Origin of the sequence: Enterobacter asburiae (genome assembly GCF_001521715.1) — a bacterium.
Classification (GTDB): Bacteria; Pseudomonadota; Gammaproteobacteria; order Enterobacterales; family Enterobacteriaceae; genus Enterobacter; species Enterobacter asburiae.
The window spans coordinates 597720-620051 of the sequence record NZ_CP011863.1 but is presented as its reverse complement, the minus strand read 5'-3'; the positions used below and the strand labels follow the sequence as shown (position 1 = coordinate 620051).

20 protein-coding genes are annotated in these 22332 nt (G+C 57.6%); 12 read left to right on the top strand and 8 right to left on the bottom strand.

The annotated features are described in order from the left end of the window. Positions 1-25: 25 nt before the first annotated feature. Positions 26-346 carry an ATP-dependent Clp protease adapter ClpS gene (clpS, locus tag ACJ69_RS03075; protein ID WP_006174393.1) on the bottom strand — a complete coding sequence of 107 codons (321 nt, stop codon included), beginning with the start codon at positions 344-346 and terminating at the stop codon, positions 26-28. A 267-nt stretch (positions 347-613) separates the two neighbouring features. On the opposite strand from clpS, the gene cspD reads away from it, so the two are divergent. Further along, entirely contained in the window at positions 614-835 is a 222-nt protein-coding gene (gene cspD, locus ACJ69_RS03070) for a cold shock-like protein CspD (RefSeq protein WP_006809408.1), read from the top strand. 70 nt (positions 836-905) lie between these two features. Here cspD and macB read toward each other — a convergent pair whose 3' ends face one another. Next, complete coding sequence (gene macB / locus ACJ69_RS03065) at positions 906-2846, bottom strand: macrolide ABC transporter ATP-binding protein/permease MacB (protein WP_029739484.1); 1941 nt, start codon at positions 2844-2846, stop codon at positions 906-908. Then, entirely contained in the window at positions 2843-3958 is a 1116-nt protein-coding gene (macA, locus tag ACJ69_RS03060) for a macrolide transporter subunit MacA (RefSeq protein WP_047648189.1), read from the bottom strand. Before macA ends, macB begins: the two co-directional genes overlap by 4 nt. Positions 3959-4117: 159 nt before the next feature. On the opposite strand from macA, the gene ACJ69_RS03055 reads away from it, so the two are divergent. Further along, the gene (locus tag ACJ69_RS03055; RefSeq protein WP_059346414.1) at positions 4118-5071 is read left to right on the top strand and encodes a VirK/YbjX family protein; all 954 of its coding nucleotides are present in this window, start codon (positions 4118-4120) and stop codon (positions 5069-5071) included. A gap of 33 nt (positions 5072-5104) precedes the next feature. Here ACJ69_RS03055 and ACJ69_RS03050 read toward each other — a convergent pair whose 3' ends face one another. Continuing rightward, a complete protein-coding gene (locus ACJ69_RS03050; protein ID WP_059346413.1) occupies positions 5105-6763 on the bottom strand; it encodes an ATP-dependent endonuclease in 1659 nt (552 codons plus the stop codon). Between the two features lie 372 nt (positions 6764-7135). Between ACJ69_RS03050 and aqpZ the strand changes: the two genes are divergently transcribed. The 4 genes from aqpZ (at position 7136) to hcr (ending at position 11688) form a co-directional block, all read left to right on the top strand. Beyond that, entirely contained in the window at positions 7136-7831 is a 696-nt protein-coding gene (gene aqpZ, locus ACJ69_RS03045; RefSeq protein ID WP_014883193.1) for an aquaporin Z, read from the top strand. A gap of 181 nt (positions 7832-8012) precedes the next feature. Next, on the top strand, positions 8013-8912 hold the full coding sequence (locus tag ACJ69_RS03040; protein WP_059346412.1) for a LysO family transporter: 900 nt from the start codon (positions 8013-8015) through the stop codon (positions 8910-8912). 144 nt (positions 8913-9056) lie between these two features. Continuing rightward, a complete protein-coding gene (gene hcp, locus ACJ69_RS03035; protein WP_059346411.1) occupies positions 9057-10709 on the top strand; it encodes a hydroxylamine reductase in 1653 nt (550 codons plus the stop codon). Between the two features lie 10 nt (positions 10710-10719). Beyond that, positions 10720-11688, top strand: a complete 969-nt coding sequence (gene hcr / locus ACJ69_RS03030) for an NADH oxidoreductase (RefSeq protein ID WP_054830050.1) — start codon at positions 10720-10722, stop codon at positions 11686-11688. Positions 11689-11778: 90 nt separating this feature from the next. Here the strand turns inward: hcr and ACJ69_RS03025 are convergent, their stop codons facing one another. Next, a complete protein-coding gene (locus ACJ69_RS03025) occupies positions 11779-12213 on the bottom strand; it encodes a DoxX family protein (RefSeq protein WP_029739477.1) in 435 nt (144 codons plus the stop codon). A 151-nt stretch (positions 12214-12364) separates the two neighbouring features. On the opposite strand from ACJ69_RS03025, the gene poxB reads away from it, so the two are divergent. From poxB to ACJ69_RS03005, 4 genes are all read left to right on the top strand, one after another. Beyond that, positions 12365-14083: a ubiquinone-dependent pyruvate dehydrogenase gene (poxB, locus tag ACJ69_RS03020; protein ID WP_059346410.1), complete on the top strand. Its 1719-nt coding sequence runs from the start codon at positions 12365-12367 to the stop codon at positions 14081-14083. A gap of 38 nt (positions 14084-14121) precedes the next feature. After that, positions 14122-15123, top strand: coding sequence for a low-specificity L-threonine aldolase (ltaE, locus tag ACJ69_RS03015; protein WP_059346409.1), 1002 nt, complete (start codon positions 14122-14124; stop codon positions 15121-15123). 10 nt (positions 15124-15133) lie between these two features. Continuing rightward, the gene (locus tag ACJ69_RS03010) at positions 15134-16573 is read left to right on the top strand and encodes an SDR family oxidoreductase (RefSeq protein WP_054830051.1); all 1440 of its coding nucleotides are present in this window, start codon (positions 15134-15136) and stop codon (positions 16571-16573) included. A 92-nt stretch (positions 16574-16665) separates the two neighbouring features. Further along, on the top strand, positions 16666-17679 hold the full coding sequence (locus ACJ69_RS03005; protein ID WP_054830052.1) for an NAD-dependent epimerase/dehydratase family protein: 1014 nt from the start codon (positions 16666-16668) through the stop codon (positions 17677-17679). Between the two features lie 70 nt (positions 17680-17749). Here the strand turns inward: ACJ69_RS03005 and ACJ69_RS03000 are convergent, their stop codons facing one another. Next, on the bottom strand, positions 17750-19579 hold the full coding sequence (locus ACJ69_RS03000) for a chitinase (protein ID WP_059346408.1): 1830 nt from the start codon (positions 19577-19579) through the stop codon (positions 17750-17752). 175 nt (positions 19580-19754) lie between these two features. Between ACJ69_RS03000 and ACJ69_RS02995 the strand changes: the two genes are divergently transcribed. Further along, positions 19755-20452 (top strand): IS1-like element IS1A family transposase gene (locus ACJ69_RS02995; RefSeq protein ID WP_103215986.1). Its coding sequence is split into 2 segments (ribosomal slippage): positions 19755-20004 and positions 20004-20452, totalling 699 coding nucleotides; the frame shifts between segments, so codons are not numbered across the junction. Between the two features lie 81 nt (positions 20453-20533). Here the strand turns inward: ACJ69_RS02995 and ACJ69_RS02990 are convergent. Together ACJ69_RS02990 and ACJ69_RS02985 are read right to left on the bottom strand one after the other, a co-directional pair. Continuing rightward, positions 20534-21364 (bottom strand): N-acetylmuramoyl-L-alanine amidase, encoded by an 831-nt coding sequence (locus ACJ69_RS02990; RefSeq protein WP_059346407.1) that lies wholly within the window; start codon positions 21362-21364, stop codon positions 20534-20536. Beyond that, on the bottom strand, positions 21361-21684 hold the full coding sequence (locus tag ACJ69_RS02985; protein WP_023310944.1) for a heavy metal-binding domain-containing protein: 324 nt from the start codon (positions 21682-21684) through the stop codon (positions 21361-21363). The genes ACJ69_RS02990 and ACJ69_RS02985 overlap by 4 nt, the downstream gene beginning before the upstream one ends. 97 nt (positions 21685-21781) lie before the next feature. On the opposite strand from ACJ69_RS02985, the gene ACJ69_RS02980 reads away from it, so the two are divergent. Beyond that, complete coding sequence (locus ACJ69_RS02980) at positions 21782-22300, top strand: lipoprotein (protein ID WP_029739453.1); 519 nt, start codon at positions 21782-21784, stop codon at positions 22298-22300. Positions 22301-22332: the final 32 nt, after the last annotated feature.

Genomic DNA, 22332 nt, shown 5'->3' with positions numbered 1-22332 from the left:
GCACCTCCCCCAATTTTATGCCTTATCAGGCCTTTTCCAGCGTACACAGCAACGGATGCTCGTTCTCCCTCGCATAGTCGTTCACCATCGCTACTTTGGTTTCCGCCACTTCGGCTGTGAAGATGCCGCAGATAGCTTTGCCACGATAATGAACGGTAAGCATCAGTTGCGTTGCACGTTCTACATCATAAGAAAAGAACTTTTGTAGCACGTCAATAACAAATTCCATCGGCGTGTAATCATCGTTCATTAACATAACTTTATACATAGATGGCGGTTTTAGCGCGTCGCGCACTTTATCTTCCGCCAGCTGGTCAAAATCCAGCCAATCGTTGGTCTTACCCATTATGCATAACCACTTTGAATCTACCTCAGATGTTAGATAACAATCATCTATTACTGTCATCCGCGATGTCTGTCACAAACTGTTGCAATAGCGTTAACTGCTTCAAACTTTGGTTGATTATTGTCCCATCTCCAGCGCCAAACGCTTGACGACTTCTTTCGTTTCTCTAAATTGTACAAGCGTGAGATGGCGAGGTTTTGAACAGCCCCCACTCCACCACCGGTTCATTCCATCTTAACTTATAAGATTTACGAAGGATGTCGAAGCATGGAAATGGGTACTGTTAAGTGGTTCAACAACGCCAAAGGGTTTGGCTTCATCTGCCCCGAAGGCGGCGGCGAGGATATCTTCGCTCACTATTCCACCATTCAGATGGATGGTTACAGAACGCTCAAAGCCGGGCAGTCCGTCCGGTTCGATGTACATCAGGGACCAAAAGGCAATCATGCCAGCCTAATCGTACCCGTTGAAGCAGAGACGGTTGCATAGCTCTCTGTTTTATTGTGTACATCCCGCAGTCAAAATGCCAGCCCGATCGGCTGGCATTTTTATTTTCGGGTTATTCCCGAGCCAGCGCGTCCACCGGATCCAGCCGCGCCGCGTTGCGGGCGGGCAACCAGCCAAACAAAATGCCGGTAAAGGTCGAACACAAAAACGCGGTAATAATGGCGACCGGCGAGAAACCAATCTCCCAGCCGGGTAAAAAGAGCTGGAGCGCAAACGCGATCATCATCGAGAGCGCAATGCCCATCGCCCCGCCGACCAGACATACCAGTACCGCTTCAATCAAAAACTGCTGCAGCACGTCGCTGGCCCGGGCGCCGACCGCCATGCGGATGCCGATCTCCCGGGTGCGCTCGGTGACCGACACCAGCATGATATTCATCACCCCGATGCCGCCGACGACCAGCGAGATCACCGCCACCAGCGTGAGGAACAGCTGAAGAGTACGTGTGGTCTTTTCCGCCGTTTTCAAGAGGCCGTCCATATTCCAGGTGAAGAAATCTTTCTTCCCGTGGCGCAGGGTTAGCAGCCGCTCAAGCTGCTGTTCGGCCAGCGCACTGTCGTAGCCCTCCTTCACGCGTACGGTGATGGAGTTGAGCCAGGACTGCCCCATAATCCGCCCTGAGATGGTGGTGTAGGGCAGCCAGACGCGCAGGATCTTGCTGCTGCCAAACATCGACTGCTTCTCTTCCGCCACGCCGATGACCGTGGCAGGCATGTTACCGACCAGGATCACTTCGCCCACCACGTTGGCTTTATTGGGGAAGAGCTGCCTGCGCGAGTTCGCGTCCAGCACCACCACCTGCGCCCTGCCCGCCAGCTGCTCGGCGTTGAAGGTGGCGCCTTCGCTGAAGGTCATGCCGTAGACGTTGAAATAGTCTCCGCTCACGCCGTTAGCGCTGGCGGCCACGTCAACGTTGCCCACGCGCAGACGCAGGTTCTGCGAAACCGCAGGCGTGGCGGAGTTCACCCACGGCTGCTTCTGAATCGCCGCCAGGTCGTCGTATTTTAGCGCCTGCTGATACTGCGGCTCGTCGTCGCCAAAGTCTTTGCCGGGATAAACGTCAATGGTATTAGTGCCGATGGCGCGGATATCGGCCAGCACCAGCTGCTTGGCCGCGTCGCCCACCACCACGATCGACACCACAGAGGCGATACCGATGATGATGCCGAGCATCGTCAGCAGGGTGCGCATTTTGTTGGCCGCCATCGCCAGCCAGGCCATGGTCAGCGCTTCGCGAAAGCCGCTGGAGAACTGTCCCCAGCCGGTTGATGCCGGCAGCACTTCTTTCGGCGCCGCAGCCCTGGACTCACGCGGCGGCGGGTTGCTGACCAGCTCGCCGTCGTGGATCTCAATAATGCGTTCCGCCTGCGCCGCTACCTGCGGATCGTGGGTAACGATAATCACCGTGTGCCCCTGATCGCGAAGCTGATGGAGGATCGCCATCACCTCTTCGCCGGAATGGCTGTCGAGCGCGCCGGTCGGTTCATCCGCGAGGATCACCTGCCCTCCGTTCATCAGGGCGCGGGCAATACTCACGCGCTGCTGCTGGCCGCCGGAAAGCTGCGAGGGCTGATACTCCACCCGCTCCGCCAGCCCCAGACGCGTCAGCAGCATCTGCGCGCGCTCAAGGCGCTTTTTACGCTCGACGCCCGCATACACCGCAGGCACTTCCACGTTCTGGGCCGCGTTAAGGTGAGAAAGCAGGTGATAACGCTGGAAGATAAAGCCGAAGTGTTCCCGGCGCAGCTTCGCCAGCGCGTCGCCGTCCAGCGTGGAGACATCCGTCCCGGCCACGCGATAGGTCCCGCTGGTCGGTTTATCCAGACAGCCGAGAATGTTCATCAGCGTCGATTTACCGGAACCCGACGCGCCGACAATGGCCACCATCTCGCCCGCTTCCACGCGCAGGGAGATGCCCTTCAGCACCTCCACCGGGCCGTCGCCTGACGGATAGCTGCGACGAATGTTATTCAGCTCAAGCAGCGCCGTCATTTAGCGGCTCCGGGCAGGCTTTCGCTGACAACAACCTCCTCGCCCTCTTCCAGCCCTTTCACCACCACCACGTCGGTGTCGTTGCGCGCGCCTATCACGACCTCGCGCTCGCGCGTTTCGCCGTTGCGCAGCACTTTCACTTTATAACGGCTCTCCCCGGCGGATTCACCGAGCGCAGAGAGCGGAATGGTCAGCACGTTCTTCACGCCGGTCAGCTGGATATGCACCTGCGCGGTCATATCCAGACGCAGCACGCCCTGCGGGTTGGGTACTTCGAAGCGGGCATAGTAGAAGATAGCGTCGTTCACTTTTTCCGGCGTCGGCAGAATGTCTTTCAGCACGCCTTCGTAGCGCGTCTGCGGGTCGCCAAGCACCGTAAACCAGGCGTTCTGTCCCGGCTTAAGATGGATCACATCCGCCTCTGAGACCTGGGCTTTGACCAGCATGGTGCTCATATCAGCCAGCGTCAGAATATTTGGCGCCTGCTGCGCGGCAATCACCGTCTGGCCCTGCAGCGTGGTGATTTGGGTCACTTCGCCCGCCATCGGCGCGACGATTTTGGTGTAATCGAGGTTGGTTTTTGCCGTATCCAGCGAGGCCTGATTGCGTTTGATCTGCGCGTCAATCGTGCCAATCTGCGCCTGTTTCACCGCCAGTTCAGTGGTGGCAGTATCTAAATCCTGTTTCGAAATAGCCTGGGTTTTGGCCAGCGCCTGCTGACGAGTCAGCGTCACCTGGGCCAGGTTACGTTCTGCCAGCGCCTGCGCACGCTGCGCGCGCAGCTCCATCAGCGTGGCTTCCACCTCGCGAATCTGGTTCTCAGCCTGCTCAGGATCGATAACGCCGAGCAGCTGGCCTTTTTTCACCTTGTCGCCAATCTCAACCGACAGCGTTTTCAGCTGGCCGCTGACCTGAGCGCCGACGTCAACCTTGCGCAGCGCGTCAAGCTTGCCCGTCGCGAGGACGTTTTGCTGCAGTTCGCCCGGGCGAACAATCAGCGTCTGATACTGCGGCACCGGCGCATTCAGCACCTGCCATAGCCAGTACCCACCGGCTAAAATCGCGACCGCCAGCAGCAGAAACAGCGTTCTGCGTTTTCCCTTGAGGTTCATAAATATTCCAAATAAATGTTCTGGCAATGATAAGCGTTGATTCTAACTAAACGACTCTTCAACGAAAGCCCTGTTCTCCGAAATCGTCCTAATTTGTTTACGAGATGTTGACATTTCTCCTGCTGAAATAGCGATATTCCAAAAGGATCAGGATCTACCATGTCTTCTATCGTCGATACATCACTTTCAAACCTGCCGCAGCCAAAATCCGGCTGGCAGCTCTTCAAAAACCTGGCTTTCGGTGAGATCGCACCCGGGCTGGCATGGGAAAAAACCGCCTATCGACGCAAGTTCATGCTGCGTTCACTGGCGACACCGCTCAGCACTGCTCGCCTGCTGTCTGATCTTGCGAAACATCCGCACCTGATGCAAATGCTCCAGGTTCAGCCAGGGCTGCCCTGCCGCCTTCATCGTCCGTGGTTAACGGTCAATATGGATCGGCAGCGTGCGCTGGAATCGCTGTCCTGGCACTATCAGACGATGTGTCGTCAGCTGCCGGCGACGCTGACTCATGGTTACCTTTCAAAACAGGGCGTGACTCTGCTGACCTTAACCGGAAAAGATGAACAGCAATTTAGCGTCCGCCTGTGTGCCGACGCGTTTATGGATAAAGAGGGAGAAGCTACCCTCGTTTTCTGTGACGGTCAAAATACGGCGCTGGCGGAGATGACCTTTACGCTGTGCCAGTTTGAGGGAAAATCGACGCTGTTCATTGGCGGTTTGCAGGGCGCAAAAGCGCATGTTCCCCATGAGCTGATCCAGGGAGCGACGAAAGCCTGCCACGGTCTGTTCCCGAAACGTCTGCTGGTCGAGGCCGCAATGACGCTCGGCGCCGCGTTCCCGGTAGAGCAGATTGTCGCCGTCAGTAACGATACCCATATTTATCGCAGCTGGCGCTACCGCAAGAAAAAAGAGGGCAAACTGTTGGCCGATTACGACAGTTTCTGGCTCTCCATCGGCGGTGAAAAACAGGACAACGGTAATTTTATGCTGCCGCTCGTCATGCCGCGTAAACCGATGGAAGAGATCGCCAGCAAAAAACGCGCCGAATATCGCCGCCGCTACGCGCTGCTGGATAGCCGAATATCGCCGCCGCTACGCGCTGCTGGATAGCCTGATTCAGCAGATGAAACAGGCGACCCAACGCTAATCCGCTTTCCCGCGTGCCAGCCACAGCACGCGGGAGAACATCTTCCGTAGCAGGGTCGGTACCGCCTCCACGCCCCGCCTACCCGCTTCCGTCGCCACTTCAATGGCTAAATCCGGTTTTGACGAACGGTGAATGGCTTTGGCGATCACCCGCCGCATGTTCATCGGGACATCGACCGGCACCATGGCAATGCGGTGGAAGACGTCGTCGAACCCCTGACGATACATAAAGTGTTCCATGTCCATCGCGGGGAGTATGGTTAAATGATCGCGCTCTTCCTCGCGCTCGTTATTCAGCAGGCTCCGCACGGTCGAGGCATATTTTTTACCCGCCTCATCACCGTCTACCAGCACGTGCCACTCGATCCCCATCCGTCGGGCGAATTTTATCAGCGGCTTTAATCCCGACTGCGCGAATTCAATCACCTTAATGCCTTCCGCATCAAAATGGTGGCCGCACTGGCGCGCCAGCTCGTTGATGACCCAGGTTTCCGTTTCCCCCTCGACCAGCAGCCAGCAGCGGGCAAAGAGCGACGACGCCCGGTTAAAGCGAATATGAAACGCGATGCGCCGCCCGTCTTCCGCATTCAAACCGCCCGGCCCAAGCCGGAAAGCGGAGACGCGGGAGGATTCACGCACCAGGCGACAGACGTGTTCTACCGGCGTCAGCGATAATAGCTCCCCGGAATTAGTGGTCGTAATGCGCTGGAGCGGCAGCAGATTCAGCAGATGCCAGGCCACGGAGAGCATGATGGGATGCAGGCGCGTTTCCGGGTCTTCCACCAGCAGCAGCGGCCGGGCGTCCCGGTCAAGACGAACGGTGCCTTTGGCCTGCAGGAGCGTTGAAAACAGCCCCAGCAGAATCACCCGATGGGTACGACCGCCGGGCCGGTCGATCATCCGGTTAATGATGTCGAGATAACGCCAGCTTCGCTGCTCATCATGAGAGCGGCGGCGCATCAGACGATGGCGCGACTCCGAGGTTCCCTGCTCGGAAAAATAGTGCTCCAGGAGTTGCACCATTGCGGACAACCCCTGTCGGATTTGACCATCGGTCAGATTCTGCGGACGCGACACCAGCTCTCTTGCCAGAAAATCCAGCTCGCGGGCGGTGACCTCCACTTCCGGCATATTGGGTACGGTTCCGTTACGAATACGCCGCATAAAACGCGCATCGCGCAGGCGTAACACCGGCGTCAGGCGGATCAGGTGACGGGCAAGATCGTCGATATTGTCCAGCGGGATCGGGTTGGCTTTCTCATCGAGAAAATCACGCAGGGTGAGTACCCCCTCGTTCTCCGCCATCTCGCCTTCCAGCCGATAGAAAATCCGGTGGAAACCGTCGTCGCACGGCACCCAGCAGGGTGACAGCGGGCGGAAGCGACGCACGCGGTGACGTCCGGGCTCGGATTCGCGGAACGTCAAGATGATATGCAGGTGCTTCTCGCGCCCCGTTACGTCGCCGGGCGGGAACCAGAAATCGTCGCGGACGAAGTGATACAGATCGTCTTCGGGCGAAAGCAGTAGCGTCAACGCATCCAGCAGGCTGGACTTACCCCACGCGTTCTCGCCGATCAGGACGTTGTTCTGCTCCAGCTGCAGCGACAGACGGTTAATACCGCGAAACCCGACAATTTCCACACGTTCGAGAAGCATAAATCCCCCGACAAATGATCACTTTTTCCTTCAAGTAATCAGCAGTATAGCGGGATGCATACAGGCTTGACACTGCAATCCGTCTCCATAACCTGGCGGAAGCACGAAAAATTCAGAATTTATCCATCAGGTTTCATTTGAAATAACCCACATCTCGCAAGATACTACCGCCCGCAAATTGGACTATGCTCTATTTACCTCCAGTTTGAACAAGGATTGACATCACATTGCCTTAAATCAAATTAATCGAATTTATTTAAGTGGCGAAGGGGTGTTGTTGGTTTTTAAAATACGGGCTCTTTGAGTCGTCATCCCTTTATGGCGATATATCCCGCACGCGGGAATGCGTGCGGATAATTATTTGAGGTGGTTATGTTTAGAAAATTGGCAGCAGAATGCTTTGGTACATTCTGGCTGGTATTTGGTGGCTGCGGTAGCGCCGTTCTGGCAGCAGCATTCCCGGAATTAGGTATCGGTTTTGTCGGCGTCGCGCTGGCGTTTGGTTTAACCGTATTAACCATGGCGTTTGCCGTGGGACATATTTCCGGCGGTCATTTTAACCCGGCAGTGACGTTAGGTTTATGGGCGGGCGGCCGTTTCCCGGCGAAAGACGTAATTGGCTACATTGTGGCGCAGGTAGTTGGCGGTATTATTGCGGCAGGCGTTCTGTACGTGATTGCCAGCGGTAAAGCCGGCTTCGACGCGGCGGCCAGCGGCTTTGCCTCTAACGGCTTCGGCGAGCATTCCCCGGGCGGCTACTCCATGCTGTCTGCCATCGTGATTGAAATCGTGCTGACCGCCGGCTTCCTGCTGGTGATCCACGGCGCAACGGACAAACACGCGCCGGCCGGTTTTGCCCCGATTGCGATTGGTCTGGCGCTGACGCTGATCCACCTGATTTCTATTCCGGTCACCAACACTTCCGTTAACCCGGCACGCAGCACCGCCGTCGCTATCTTCCAGGGCGGCTGGGCGCTTGAGCAGCTGTGGCTGTTCTGGGTAATGCCAATTATCGGCGGTATCCTGGGCGGCGTGCTGTATCGCACCCTGCTGGAAAAACGCGATTAATCTTTCCCTCCCTCTCCCCGTGGGAGAGGGCCGGGGTGAGGGCCACAGGCCGCACACCCCACATTGACACAAGCCGGGTAAGGCGCAGCCGCCACCCGGCTTTATTTTGCCGCTTTACTGAACAGCCTTTATTGGGTAGTGTCACTGGCGCTTAACCGATACTAAAAAGGACCGGCTGTTCATGTTTTCAGGACTCCTCATCATTTTGCTGCCCTTGATCGTGGGCTATCTTATTCCGCTGCATCGTGAATCCGCATTAAGGCTCATTAATCGATTCCTGAGCTGGATTGTCTACGTTATTCTTTTCTTTATGGGGATTAGCCTGGCATTTCTGGACAACCTGTCGGCGAATTTACTCTCCATCCTCCATTATTCTGTCGTCACCGTGGTGGTTATTTTGCTGTGCAATATTGCCGCGCTGCTGTGGCTGGAACGCACTATTCCATGGAAAAATCACCATCATCAGGAAAAGCTCCCTTCTCGAATTGCAATGGCGCTTGAATCATTAAAATTATGCGGCGTCGTGGTGCTCGGTTTTCTTCTTGGGCTGACCGGTTGGGCATTTTTACAGCACGCGACAGAGGCCAGTGAATATACGCTGATCTTCTTGCTGTTCCTGATTGGTATTCAGCTGCGAAATAATGGCATGACGCTGAAACAAATTGTCCTGAACCGTCGGGGGATGATGGTTGCCGTCATGGTTGTTGCCAGTTCAATGGTGGCGGGCGTCATTAATGCCTTTATTCTCGATCTGCCGCTGAAAACCGGCCTGGCGATGGCATCAGGTTTTGGCTGGTACTCCCTCTCCGGTATTCTGCTAACCGAATCATTCGGCCCGGTGATCGGCAGCGCCGCCTTCTTTAACGATCTGGCGCGCGAGCTGATTGCCATCATGCTGATCCCAGGCCTGGTTCGCCGCAGTCGTTCTACCGCGCTGGGCCTGTGCGGCGCGACGTCGATGGACTTTACCCTGCCGGTACTCCAGCGCTCCGGGGGGCTGGAGATGGTGCCCGCGGCTATCGTGCACGGCTTTATTTTAAGCCTGCTGGTTCCGATCATGATGGCCTTCTTCTCTGCCTGATACTTCTTTGGCGGTAGGTTTCCTGCCGCCAAAATTGCGCTAAATCAATCTCCCTCTATTTTGTAGCAGAAAGCCCTTTTCTCCGTTCTGGCACAGGCATAACCTTAAACATGTATATCAAATATAACTTTAACAGGTGTGATTATGTTTTGTGTGCAATGTGAACAAACCATCCGTACCCCGGCAGGCAATGGCTGCTCTTACGCACAGGGTATGTGCGGCAAAACCGCAGAAACATCTGACCTGCAGGACCTGCTGATTGCTGCCCTGCAAGGCCTTTCCGCATGGGCGTTCAAAGCCCGCGAATACGGCATTGTCGACCACTACGTCGACAGCTTCGCCCCGCGCGCGTTTTTCTCCACGCTGACCAACGTTAACTTCGATTCCCCGCGCATTGTCGGCTATGCCCGCGAAGCTATTGCCCTGCGTGAAGCGCTGAAAGCCCAGTGCCTGAAGGCGGATGCCGGCGCCCGCGTGGAAAACCCGATGTCTGAACTGCAGCTGGTCAGCGACGATCTCGGCGACCTCCAGCGTCAGGCGGCAGAATTCACCCCGAATAAAGACAAAGCGGCGATTGGCGAGAACATTCTCGGCCTGCGCCTGCTGTGCCTGTACGGCCTGAAAGGCGCTGCGGCCTATATGGAACACGCGCACGTGCTCGGCCAGTACGACAATGACATCTACGCCCAGTACCACAAAATCATGGCGTGGCTGGGCACCTGGCCTGCCGATATGAACGCGCTGCTGGAATGCTCAATGGAAATCGGTCAGATGAACTTCCGCGTGATGAGCATTCTGGATGCCGGTGAAACCAGCACCTACGGCCACCCGACGCCGACTCAGGTCAACGTCAAGGCGACCGAAGGCAAGTGCATCCTGATTTCCGGTCACGACCTGAAAGATCTCTACAACCTGCTGAAGCAAACCGAAGGCACCGGCGTTAACGTCTATACCCACGGCGAAATGCTCCCGGCGCACGGCTACCCGGAGCTGCGTAAATTTAAGCATCTGATCGGTAACTACGGCAGCGGCTGGCAGAACCAGCAGGTGGAGTTTGCCCGCTTCCCTGGCCCTATCGTGATGACCTCTAACTGCATCATCGACCCTACCGTAGGCGCGTATGACGACCGCATCTGGACCCGCAGCATCGTCGGCTGGCCTGGCGTGAGCCATCTTGAAGGTGACGATTTCGGTCCGGTTATCGCCCAGGCGCAGCAGATGGCAGGCTTCCCGTACAGCGAGATCCCGCACCTGATTACCGTCGGCTTCGGTCGTGAAACCCTGCTCGGCGCCGCTGATTCGCTGATCGATCTCGTCAGCCGTGAAAAGCTGCGCCACATTTTCCTCGTCGGCGGCTGCGACGGCGCGCGCGGCGAGCGTAACTACTTCACCGATTTCGCCACCAGCGTGCCGGAAGACTGCCTGATCCTGACCCTGGCGTGCGGCAAATACCGTTTTAACAAGCTGGACTTCGGCGACATCGAAGGTCTGCCGCGCCTGATCGATGCGGGCCAGTGTAACGATGCTTACTCGGCCATCATTCTCGCGGTCACGCTGGCGGAGAAACTGGGCTGCGGCGTGAACGACCTGCCGCTGTCTCTAGTGCTGTCGTGGTTCGAGCAGAAAGCGATTGTCATCCTGCTGACCCTGCTCTCTCTCGGCGTCACCAACATCGTGACCGGCCCGACCGCGCCAGGCTTCCTGACGCCGGACCTGCTGGCGGTGCTGAAGGAGAAATTCGGCCTGCGTTCCGTGACCAACGTTGAAGATGATATGAAACAGCTGCTGAGCGCGTAAGGAGTTATTCATGACCATGCCAACCTCACAATGTTCGTGGCGGATGCAGGTTCATCACATCCATCAGGAGACGCCGGATGTGTGGACGCTGTCGCTGCTGTGCCATGACTACTATCCGTACCGTGCAGGCCAGTACGCGCTGGTCAGCGTTCGCAATTCGGCGGACACCCTGCGCGCCTACACGATCTCCTCAACGCCGGGGGTGAGCGAGTACATTACGCTCACCGTCCGCCGCATTGAGGACGGCGCGGGCTCGCAGTGGCTGACGCGGGACGTGAAGCGCGGGGATTATATCTGGCTGTCTGACGCGCAGGGTGATTTCACCTGTGACGACAAAGCAGACGATAAATTCCTGCTGCTGGCGGCGGGCTGTGGCGTAACGCCGATTATGTCGATGCGCCGCTGGCTGGCGAAGAACCGCCCGCTGGCCGACGTGCAGGTTATTTTCAGCGTACGTTCCCCGGAAGACGTGATTTTTGCCGAGGAGTGGCGTGATTATCCAGTGACGCTGGTGGCGGAGCACAACGCGACCCACGGCTTTGTGCCCGGTCGCCTGAGCCGCGAGCTGCTGCAAAGCGTGCCGGATATGGCGAACCGCACCGTGATGACCTGTGGCCCGGCGCCTTACATGGATATCGTCGAGAAAGAGGTGAAAGCGCTTGGCGTGACCCGCTTCTTCAAAGAGCAGTTCTTCACGCCGGTGGCGGAAGCGGCAACCAGCGGCGTTAAGTTCACCAAGCTGCAGCCTGCGCAGATCTTCTTTGGTCGCGTGGGTACCACGCTGCTGGAGGCGCTGGAAAGCAACAAGGTGCCGGTAGCGGCTGCCTGTCGCGCGGGCGTGTGCGGCTGCTGTAAGACGAAGGTCGTTTCCGGGGAGTATACCGTCACCAGCACCATGACGCTGTCCGACGCGGAAATTGCCGAGGGTTACGTGCTGGCGTGCTCATGCCACCCGCAGGGCGATCTGGTCCTCGCATAAGGGTTAAACGTTCGATCGTAGGCCCGGTAAGCGCTAGCGCCACCGGGCTTTTTGTCGGGTGGCGCTACGTTTACCCGACCTACAACAACCCTACCGCCACGCGGGCGCTTTACCCAGCGCAAACCGCCCTGCGCCTAAAAACGCGACCGCCAGCGAGCCGATAAAGAAGTACACCAGGCTTTCAATCGCCCATGCGCCTACTTTATCGAGGGCGAGCGTTTCACCCATTCCCACCATCAGCCACGCCACAATCATCGTAAAGGCCAGCACCAGCGCGGCCGGACGCGTAAAAAGCCCGACAATAATCAGAACCGGTGCCACCACTTCTCCAACCAACACGCCGTAGGCGATAAATCCCGGCAGCCCTTTTTCCACCAGCATGCCGCTAATAAAGCCCACGCCGCCAAAAAGCTTGTGCAAACCGTGAAAAAGCATCAGCCCGCCGACGGCAAGTCGTAACAAGAGTTTGCCAAGATCGTCGCACGATAGCTTTTCATTAACAGCAATTAACAATGATTTAACCATTTGAAATTATTCCTGTTTTCACCGAGACATCACCAGATTATGCCGAATAATTGCGCGTGAAAAGCACCTTTTAATTGGGGGGATGCGACGGGCAATACGGAGACTTTCTTCTAAGCTTGTAAGCGAAATCACAAAAAGGAGACGGAAAACCATGAAACAAACCGTGGCTGCATATATAGCGAAAACGCTCGAACAGGCTGGCGTGAAACGTATCTGGGGCGTAACCGGCGATTCCCTGAACGGACTTAGCGACAGCCTCAACAAGATGAAGACTATCGAATGGATGCCCACCCGCCATGAAGAGGTTGCCGCTTTCGCCGCAGGCGCTGAAGCACAGCTTACGGGGGAACTGGCTGTGTGTGCGGGCTCGTGCGGTCCCGGCAACCTGCATTTGATCAACGGGCTGTTCGACTGTCACCGTAACCACGTGCCGGTGCTGGCGATTGCCGCCCATATCCCCTCTTCCGAAATCGGCAGCGGCTATTTTCAGGAGACGCATCCGCAGGAGCTGTTCCGTGAATGCAGCCACTATTGCGAGCTGGTTTCATCCCCGGAGCAGATCCCGCAGGTGCTGGCGATCGCCATGCGCAAGGCCGTGCTGAACCGCGGCGTTTCTGTGGTCGTTATCCCGGGCGATGTGGCCCTCAAGGCCGCGCCGGAAGGGGCCAGCACCCACTGGTATCACGCCCCACAGCCCGTGGTAACGCCTGCCGAAGAGGAGCTGAAAAAGCTGGCGCAGCTGCTGCGTTACTTCAGCAATATCGCCCTGATGTGCGGCAGCGGCTGCGCGGGCGCCCACAAGGAGCTGCTTGAATTTGCCGGTAAGCTGAAATCGCCGATTGTCCACGCCCTGCGCGGTAAAGAGCACGTCGAGTACGACAACCCTTACGACGTGGGGATGACCGGGCTGATCGGTTTCTCCAGCGGCTTCCACACCATGATGAACGCCGACACGCTGATCCTGCTCGGCACCCAGTTCCCGTATCGTCCGTTCTATCCGGCGGATGCCAAAATCATTCAGATTGATATCAACCCGGCCAGCATCGGCGCGCACAGCAAGGTCGATATGGCGCTGGTGGGCGACATCAAATCTACCCTTTCCGCCCTGCTGCCGCTGCTGGAAGAAAAAACGGACCGCAAGTTCCTTGATAAGGCCTTGAGTGACTATCGCGACGCCCGCAAGGGGCTGGACGACCTCGCCAAACCGAGCGACAAAGCCATTCACCCGCAGTATCTGGCGCAGCAGATCAGCCATTTCGCTGACGACGATGCCATCTTTACCTGCGACGTGGGCACGCCAACCGTCTGGGCGGCCCGCTATCTGAAGATGAACGGCAAACGCCGCCTGCTCGGCTCGTTCAACCACGGCTCGATGGCCAACGCCATGCCGCAGGCGCTGGGCGCAAAAGCGACGGCCCCGGAGCGTCAGGTGGTGGCGATGTGCGGCGACGGCGGGTTCAGCATGCTGATGGGGGATTTCCTGTCGGTGTTGCAGATGAAGCTCCCGCTGAAAATTGTGGTCTTCAACAACAGCGTGCTGGGCTTCGTGGCGATGGAGATGAAGGCCGGAGGCTACCTGACGGACGGCACCGAGCTGCACGACACCAACTTCGCGCGCATCGCCGAGGCCTGCGGCATCACCGGTATTCGCGTGGAGAAAGCCTCAGAGGTGGATGAAGCCCTGCAGCGCGCCTTCTCCATCGACGGTCCGGTGCTGGTGGATGTCGTCGTCGCCAAAGAAGAGCTGGCGATCCCGCCGCAGATCAAGCTGGAACAGGCCAAAGGCTTTAGCCTGTATATGCTGCGCGCCATCATCAGCGGGCGCGGCGATGAGGTGATCGAACTGGCAAAAACCAACTGGCTCAGGTAAAACATCTGGCATCGCCTTTTTAATAATAAGGACATGCCATGATCGATTTACGCAGTGATACCGTAACCCGCCCGAGCCGCGCCATGCTCGAAGAGATGATGGCCGCCCCGGTCGGGGACGACGTCTACGGCGATGACCCGACGGTCAACGAGCTGCAGCGCTACGCGGCTGAACTGAGCGGCAAGGAGGCCGCGCTGTTCCTGCCGACCGGAACGCAGGCTAACCTGGTGGCGCTCCTCAGCCACTGCGAGCGCGGGGAAGAGTATATCGTCGGCCAGGGCGCGCATAACTATCTGTATGAAGCAGGCGGTGCCGCCGTACTCGGCAGCATTCAGCCGCAGCCGATTGACGTCGCGCCGGACGGCTCCCTGCCGCTCGATAAGGTCGCGGCGAAAATCAAAGCTGACGATATTCACTTCGCCCGCACCCGGCTGCTCAGCCTCGAAAACACCCACAACGGCAAAGTGCTGCCGCGCGAATACCTGAAAGCAGCGTGGGAATTCACCCGCGAGCGCGGGCTCGGCCTGCACGTTGACGGCGCGCGTATCTTTAACGCCGTCGTGGAGTATGGCTGCGAGCTGAAAGAGATTGCGCAATACTGCGACTCGTTCACCATCTGCCTCTCTAAAGGTCTGGGCACGCCGGTGGGCTCTCTGCTGGTGGGCAACGCGGACTACATCAAGCGCGCCAACCGCTGGCGCAAAATGACCGGCGGCGGCATGCGTCAGGCAGGTATTCTGGCGGCTGCCGGGCTGTATGCCCTGAAAAACAACGTGGCGCGCCTGAAGGACGATCACGACAACGCCGCGTGGATGGCTACGCAGCTGCGCGAAATTGGTGCCGACGTGATGCGTCACGACACCAACATGCTGTTTGTTCGCGTCGGCGATGATCGCGCCGCCGCGCTGGGTGAATTTATGAAATCACGTGGCGTGCTGATCAACGCCTCACCTGTCGTGCGCCTGGTTATGCATCTCGACGTGAGCCGCGAACAGCTGGCGGACGTGGTGAAACACTGGCAGGCGTTTTTACAGCGATAAGGAGCATCACGTGCCGCAACGCATTCTGGTGCTCGGCGCCAGCGGGTATATCGGTCAGCATCTCACCGCGGCGTTAAGCCAGCAGGGACACCGGGTGCTGGCAGCGGCACGCAACACCGAACGCCTGCAAAGACTCAGCTTGCCCGGCGTCACCTGCCACAGCGTTGACCTCAACTGGCCGAAGGAACTTCCCGCGCTGCTGGAAGGGGTCGACACGCTTTACTACCTGGTGCACAGCATGGGCGAAGGCGGGGATTTTATCGCCCACGAGCGTCAGGTGGCGATGAACGTCCGCGATGCCCTGCTGCAAAAAACCCCGGTGAAGCAGGTCATTTTTTTAAGCTCGCTCCAGGCGCCTGAACACGAGCAGTCCGATCACCTGCGCGCCCGCCAGCTGACGGCTGAAACCCTGCGCGGGGCGAATATCCCCGTCACCGAACTGCGCGCCGGGATCATCGTCGGTGCAGGCTCCGCCGCCTTCGAAGTGATGCGCGATATGGTCTACAACCTGCCGGTACTCACGCCGCCGCGCTGGGTGCGCTCGCGCACCACGCCGATTGCGCTGGAGAATTTACTGCATTATCTGGTGGCCCTGCTGGATCACCCGGCGGAGCAACACCGCGTGCTGGAGGCGGCAGGCCCTGAAGTGCTGAGCTATCAGGAGCAGTTCGAACATTTCATGCGCGTCAGCGGCCGCCGCCGCTGGCTGATCCCCATCCCCTTCCCGACCCGCTGGATTTCGGTGTGGTTTTTGAATGTGATCACCTCGGTGCCGCCGACGACCGCCAAAGCGCTGATCCAGGGGCTCAAACACGATTTACTGGCGGACGATCGCGAACTGCGGGCACTCATTCCCCAGGATCTGATCCGCTTTGATGATGCCGTGCGCAATACGCTGAAAGAGGAAGAGCAGCTGGTGAACTCCAGCGACTGGGGCTACGACGCCCAGGCGTTTGCCCGCTGGCGGCCGGAGTACGGCTATTACCCGAAACAGGCGGGCTGCACGGTGAAAACTTCCGCCAGCCTTGCAGATCTGTGGGAAGTCGTGAACCAGATTGGCGGCAAAGACGGTTATTTCTTCGGCAATATCCTCTGGCAAACGCGCGGAGCAATGGATCTGCTGGTGGGGCACAGGCTGGCAAAAGGCCGCCCGGCACGCCCGTATCTTGAGGTGGGCGATGCGGTCGACAGCTGGAAGGTGATCATCGTCGAGCCGGAAAAGCAGCTGGCGATGCTGTTCGGCATGAAAGCCCCGGGGCTGGGCCGGCTCTGCTTTACCCTGAAAGACAAAGGCGATTGTCGTGAACTGGACGTCCGCGCCTGGTGGCATCCCCACGGAATGCCGGGTCTGTTCTACTGGCTGTTGATGATCCCCGCCCACCTGTTTATCTTCCGCGGGATGGCAAAGCGGATTGCGCAACGGGCAGAACAAAAGACGGAAAAGATCTAAATAAAACTCTCTTTCTTTCACCTTTCCCATTGCATAGCGCCGTAATTCACGAAAGAATGCGCACGAAATTCTTTTCAACACAGTGGATTGATATGAAGGTACTGGTTACCGGGGCGACCAGCGGCTTAGGCCGAAATGCGGTCGAATTTCTGCGCAACAAGGGCATCAGCGTCAGGGCTACCGGTCGCAACGAAGCGATGGGAAAACTGCTGCAAAAAATGGGCGCGGAGTTCGTCCATGCTGACCTGACGGAGCTGGTTTCCTCTCAGGCGAAAGTGATGCTCGCCGGTATCGACACGCTGTGGCACTGCTCCAGTTTCACCTCCCCGTGGGGTACCCAGGAAGCCTTCGATCTCGCCAACGTGCGGGCAACCCGCCGTCTGGGCGAATGGGCCGTCGCCTGGGGCGTGCGCAACTTTATTCATATCTCCTCACCGTCGCTCTATTTTGACTATCACCACCATCGTGACGTGCAGGAAGATTTCCGCCCTGCTCGCTTTGCCTGCGAGTTTGCCCGCAGCAAGGCTGCCAGCGAAGAGGTGATTGACCTGCTGGCACAGTCGAACCCGCATACCCGTTTTACGGTCTTACGTCCGCAGAGCCTGTTCGGGCCGCACGACAAAGTGTTTATTCCGCGCCTGGCGCAGATGATGCACCACTACGGCAGCGTGCTGCTGCCGCGCGGCGGCGATGCGCTGGTGGATATGACCTATTACGAAAACGCCGTCCACGCCATGTGGCTGGCAAGCCAGCCGGACTGCGATAAGCTGATCTCCGGTCGGGCCTACAACGTCACGAACGGCGAACCCTGCACGCTGCGCAGCATTGTGCAGCGCTTAATTGACGAGCTGCAGATCGACTGCCGCATCCGTTCAGTCCCTTACCCAATGCTGGATATGATTGCCCGCAGCATGGAGCGTTTTGGCAGTAAATCGGCCAAAGAGCCTGCGCTGACGCATTACGGCGTATCGAAGCTTAACTTTGATTTCACCCTGGATATTTCGCGGGCGGAGAACGAGCTTGGGTATAAACCGGTTGTGACGCTGGATGAAGGGATTACGCGTACGGCGGCGTGGCTGCGGGATCACGGGAAGCTTCATCGGTAGATCGGGCCCTGCCTTTTTGCGATGAGAAAAAAAACGGCAACCCGAAGGTTGCCGTTTGTCATTTTGCCGATTACAGCGCAGTCCACGCGTCCTGCCATGCAATCCCTTTACCTGGCTCGTAGTAGGATGGCGCGTTATTGCACCAGCCGCTGTACGGATAAGGTTTGCACTGGAACAGCTGGCCGCGGTTGTTAACGATATCGCCTGCTTTCCATTTGGTTTTGGAAGTCCAGGTCGGGTAAGTCCCGGTCTGGCCGCCGTTGGTCTGCTTAGCCTGTACGTTCAGCGTATAGGTTGTGGTGCTGCTCAGCTCGCCGTCACTGACGGTAAGGTTGATCGGGTACTGCGTCGCCGCCGCCACTTCCGGTGCATTGAACGTAATAATCGCTTTATCATCGCCGCTTACGGTCTGGCCGTTCGGAGCCGTCCAGGTATAAGTCAGGTGGTTACCGTCTTCGTCAGTCGAGCCAGACGCGTTCAGAGAAACAGATTTACCCGCTTCAACCGCCCCCACTGGACCGGCGATTTTTGCTACCGGCGCATGGTTTACCGGCGCTGGCGTAGTATCGTCCGGAGCCGGGGTGTTATCGTCCGGCACCGGCGTGGTATTGCCTTCGTCCGTTGGGTCGACAGGGGTCGGCGTCGGGGCTGGCGTGACGCTACCGCCGTCGGAAGTCCCGTCTTCACCCACCACGTTGACGTTGAAGTAATGCTTCACGCATTTGGTGTAGTCACCCTCTTTAAAGGCGCTGAATGGCGTCTGGTAACCCACCAGCTGGCAAGAGTAGGTCTGGCCTGACGGGGTATCCGCGCTCCATCCCCAGTCCTGTTCCCAGTAGATCTTCAGCGCGCCGGCACCGCCTTCGTCGAACTGCTTCATGTTGGCGCAGCCCAGCACTTCGTTAGACGGAACAGGCACCTTCAGGTAGTTGGCGAATTCTTTGTAGTATTTGATACGGTTTTGAGACTGGGCGATCTCTGTCGGACCACCGCACTCCACGCCGCCGTTGATGATCTGCGTGGTTACGCCGAAGCCCGGAACCAGACCATTCGCCTTATCGTGATCGTTCGGCTGCCAGGTGCCGTCGATAACCTGCAGCATGCTCGGTTTTGGCGGCTGCGGGTAGGCGAAGAAGAAGATCGCGGAAGCAAGGTTCAGCCAGGTGTCCGCCACCAGCTCAGGTTTGTCCAGCAGTACGCGGACGTCGCCGTACATCGCTTCAGAGAACGGGCCGTAGTTGTAGTTATAGGAGAGCTGTTTCGCACCGCGACCAAAGTAGCTAACGAAATCACCATCTTTGTCTTTACCGCACGGCCAGGTCTGCCCCTGCCAGACATCCGGGTTACATTCGCCGTTATAGCCACCCTTCTGACCTTCGCTCCAGCCCATCTCACGCACGTAAACCAGCGCCTGACGCCACTCGGCTTCCGGACGCCAGGACTCGTGGCCGCCGGTTTCCTGCGCGAAGTGCGCGAACATGGTTGCCAGAGACTTACGGCAGATGGCATCGCTGTTACGACCATCGGTATAGGTCTGGCACAGCGCCGGGAATTTACCGACCGCTTTCAGGAAGTTGCTGTAGGTATATTCCGGCGCACGCAGTGGGAAGAGGTATTCCCAGTCGCTGGCCTTGATAATCCCTTCCACGCGCTTGACGTTTTCCGGGTTTGTCGATTTACCCGGCTCAATTTGTTCCACCACGCTGTTGTCCAGCGTGCGGATGGTTGACTTCACTGAAGCCATCAGCGGGAAGTTGGTCAACTCCTGCTCTTTCTTCTGCAGATCGCTGGCCTTAACGGTGTAAGGTTCGCTGCTGGCCTGCAGCTGGGTTGCCTGAGCCATAAAGGGTGCAATACATGCGCCCGCAATAAGAACACTGAGTAATGTTCTTTTGTTCATGTCAATTGTCCTCTTAATTATATTAAGGGTCTATAAAAGTTAATTGTTTCGCGGTTTATTTATTAATCATTTAATAAATAAACCCGGGAGCAGTTTTCGTTTTATGAAGAACACCAGCCGGGTGATGCTGCCAACTTACTGATTTAGTGTATGATGGTGTTTTTGAGGTGCTCCAGTGGCTTCTGTTTCTATCAGCTGTCCCTCCTGTTCAGCTACTGACGGGGTGGTGCGTAACGGTAAAAGTACTGCCGGACATCAGCGCTATCTCTGCTCTCACTGCCGTAAAACATGGCAGTTACAGTTCACATACACCGCCTCTCAACCCGGTACGCACCAGAAAATCATTGATATGGCCATGAATGGCGTTGGATGCCGGGCAACCGCCCGCATTATGGGCGTTGGCCTCAACACGATTTTACGTCACTTAAAAAACTCAGGCCGCAGTCGGTAACCTCGCGCATACAGCCGGGCAGTGACGTCATCGTCTGCGCGGAAATGGACGAACAGTGGGGCTACGTCGGGGCTAAATCGCGCCAGCGCTGGCTGTTTTACGCGTATGACAGGCTCCGGAAGACGGTTGTTGCGCACGTATTCGGTGAACGCACTATGGCGACGCTGGGGCGTCTTATGAGCCTGCTGTCACCCTTTGACGTGGTGATATGGATGACGGATGGCTGGCCGCTGTATGAATCCCGCCTGAAGGGAAAGCTGCACGTAATCAGCAAGCGATATACGCAGCGAATTGAGCGGCATAACCTGAATCTGAGGCAGCACCTGGCACGGCTGGGACGGAAGTCGCTGTCGTTCTCAAAATCGGTGGAGCTGCATGATAAAGTCATCGGGCATTATCTGAACATAAAACACTATCAATAATTTGGAGTCATTACCCGTGAATGTGATTAAAAATCAGTCCAAAAGGAGATCGTGTAAAGTGGCGTCGGGTAACCCGAAGGATTACCCCTGCCCGTAGCTCTCTAACAGCGCCTCCGCGATAGCCAGCGTTTCGCGATCGGCCACGCCGTCCCAGCGCGCCGGGCGAAAATGCATCTGAAACGCGACGATCGCGCGCTTCTGCTGCGCGTTCGTCATGTTATCGGTCACCTCATAGCCGTAGCGCGCCAGCAGATCGAGCAGCACCTTCGGCTCCACGAGCTCGTCGCGCGGCTTGCCGTTCAGGTAAAACGCCACCCGCGCCGGGTCGGGCCACGCCCCGATACCCTGCATGGCGAGCGCCTGCCACGGAAACAGCGGGCCGGGATCGTCTTTACGCTGCGGAGCGATGTCCGAGTGGGCCACCACATTTTCAGGCCTGATGTTGTAGCGGGTAATAATGTCTTTGGCGAGCGGAACCAGCGCCGCAATTTGCTCAGGCTCAAACGGCGTAAAATGCTTAACGCCCGACGTTTTTTGCCAGCCGCGGTTCTCCAGCTCAATGCCGACCGAGGTATCATTAATCCGGTTGGTGCCGCGCCAGAAGCTGATGCCCGCATGCCAGGCCAGTTCGCTTTCGGGTACCAGCTGCCAGATGCGCGGCTTACCGTCCGGTGCCGGAGGTTTAGCCGGGATCAAATAGTGAGAGCTGACGTTCTTATCCGTCAGCGTGGCCAGCGAGCTGTCAAAGTCATCTGCGGTGTAGTGGATCACCAGCACCTTTATACGCGGGTAAGCCGCCTGCGCCTGATGGCGCGTGTCCAGCTCGTAGGCGCCTTTATCGATGATCCCTTTTTCAGTGGCACACCCTGCCAGCAGCAGCGCCAGCAGGAGCGTGGCAAGCGAACGCTTCATCGGAGGGTTTTCACCGCCGTACCGCTTACGCTCACCATCAGCATGCTGGCATCTTTTCCGACCGTTTCGTAGTCGATATCAATCCCCACGACCGCATCAGCGCCGAGGGCTTCCGCCTGCTCGCCAAGCTCTTTAAAGGCGATTTCACGCGCTTTGCGCAGCTCTTTTTCGTATGCGCCCGAGCGGCCGCCAACGATATCGCGGATACCGGCAAAAAAGTCGCGGAAGATATTGGCGCCGAGAATCGCTTCGCCGGTAACCACACCGCAATACTCGGTTATTGTCTGCCCTTCCAGGGTTGGCGTTGTTGAAAACTGCATGGTTTCTCTCCTTCTTTAGCGTTCAATGCCTTAGGCACAGCATTATCGGTTCGTTACGCTATGATTGAAAGGATAGTTAATAAATAAGGAAATCAACATGCGCTATTCTGCTTTAACACTTTTGGTGCCCTGCGCGCTGGTGCTCAGCGCCTGTACCACCACGGTCACGCCAGCCTTTAAGGATATCGGTACCCGCAGCGGCCCCTGCATTGAGGGCGGCCCGGACACCGTGGCGCAGCAGTTCTATGATTATCGCATTCAGCACCGCAGCAACGATCTCACCGGCCTGCGCCCGTATCTGAGCGACGGTCTGGCAAAACTGCTTAACGACGCTACCCGCGATCCTCAGCACAACACATTGCTGAAATCCGATCCGTTCTCCAGCCGTACCACGCTGCCGGACAGCGCCGAAGTGGCCAGCGCGTCAACCATCCCGAACACCGATGCCCGCAATATTCCGCTGCGCGTGAAGCTGACGCAGGGAACCCAAACCTGGCAGGATGAAGTGCTGATGATCCGTGAAGGACAGTGCTGGGCGGTAGACGACGTGCGCTACGTTGGCGGCAGCGTTCATGCCCCGGCAGGCACCCTTCGCCAGTCGATTGAGAATCGCTAAACCCGCCGATACAACCTGGTAACCCCCGTAAA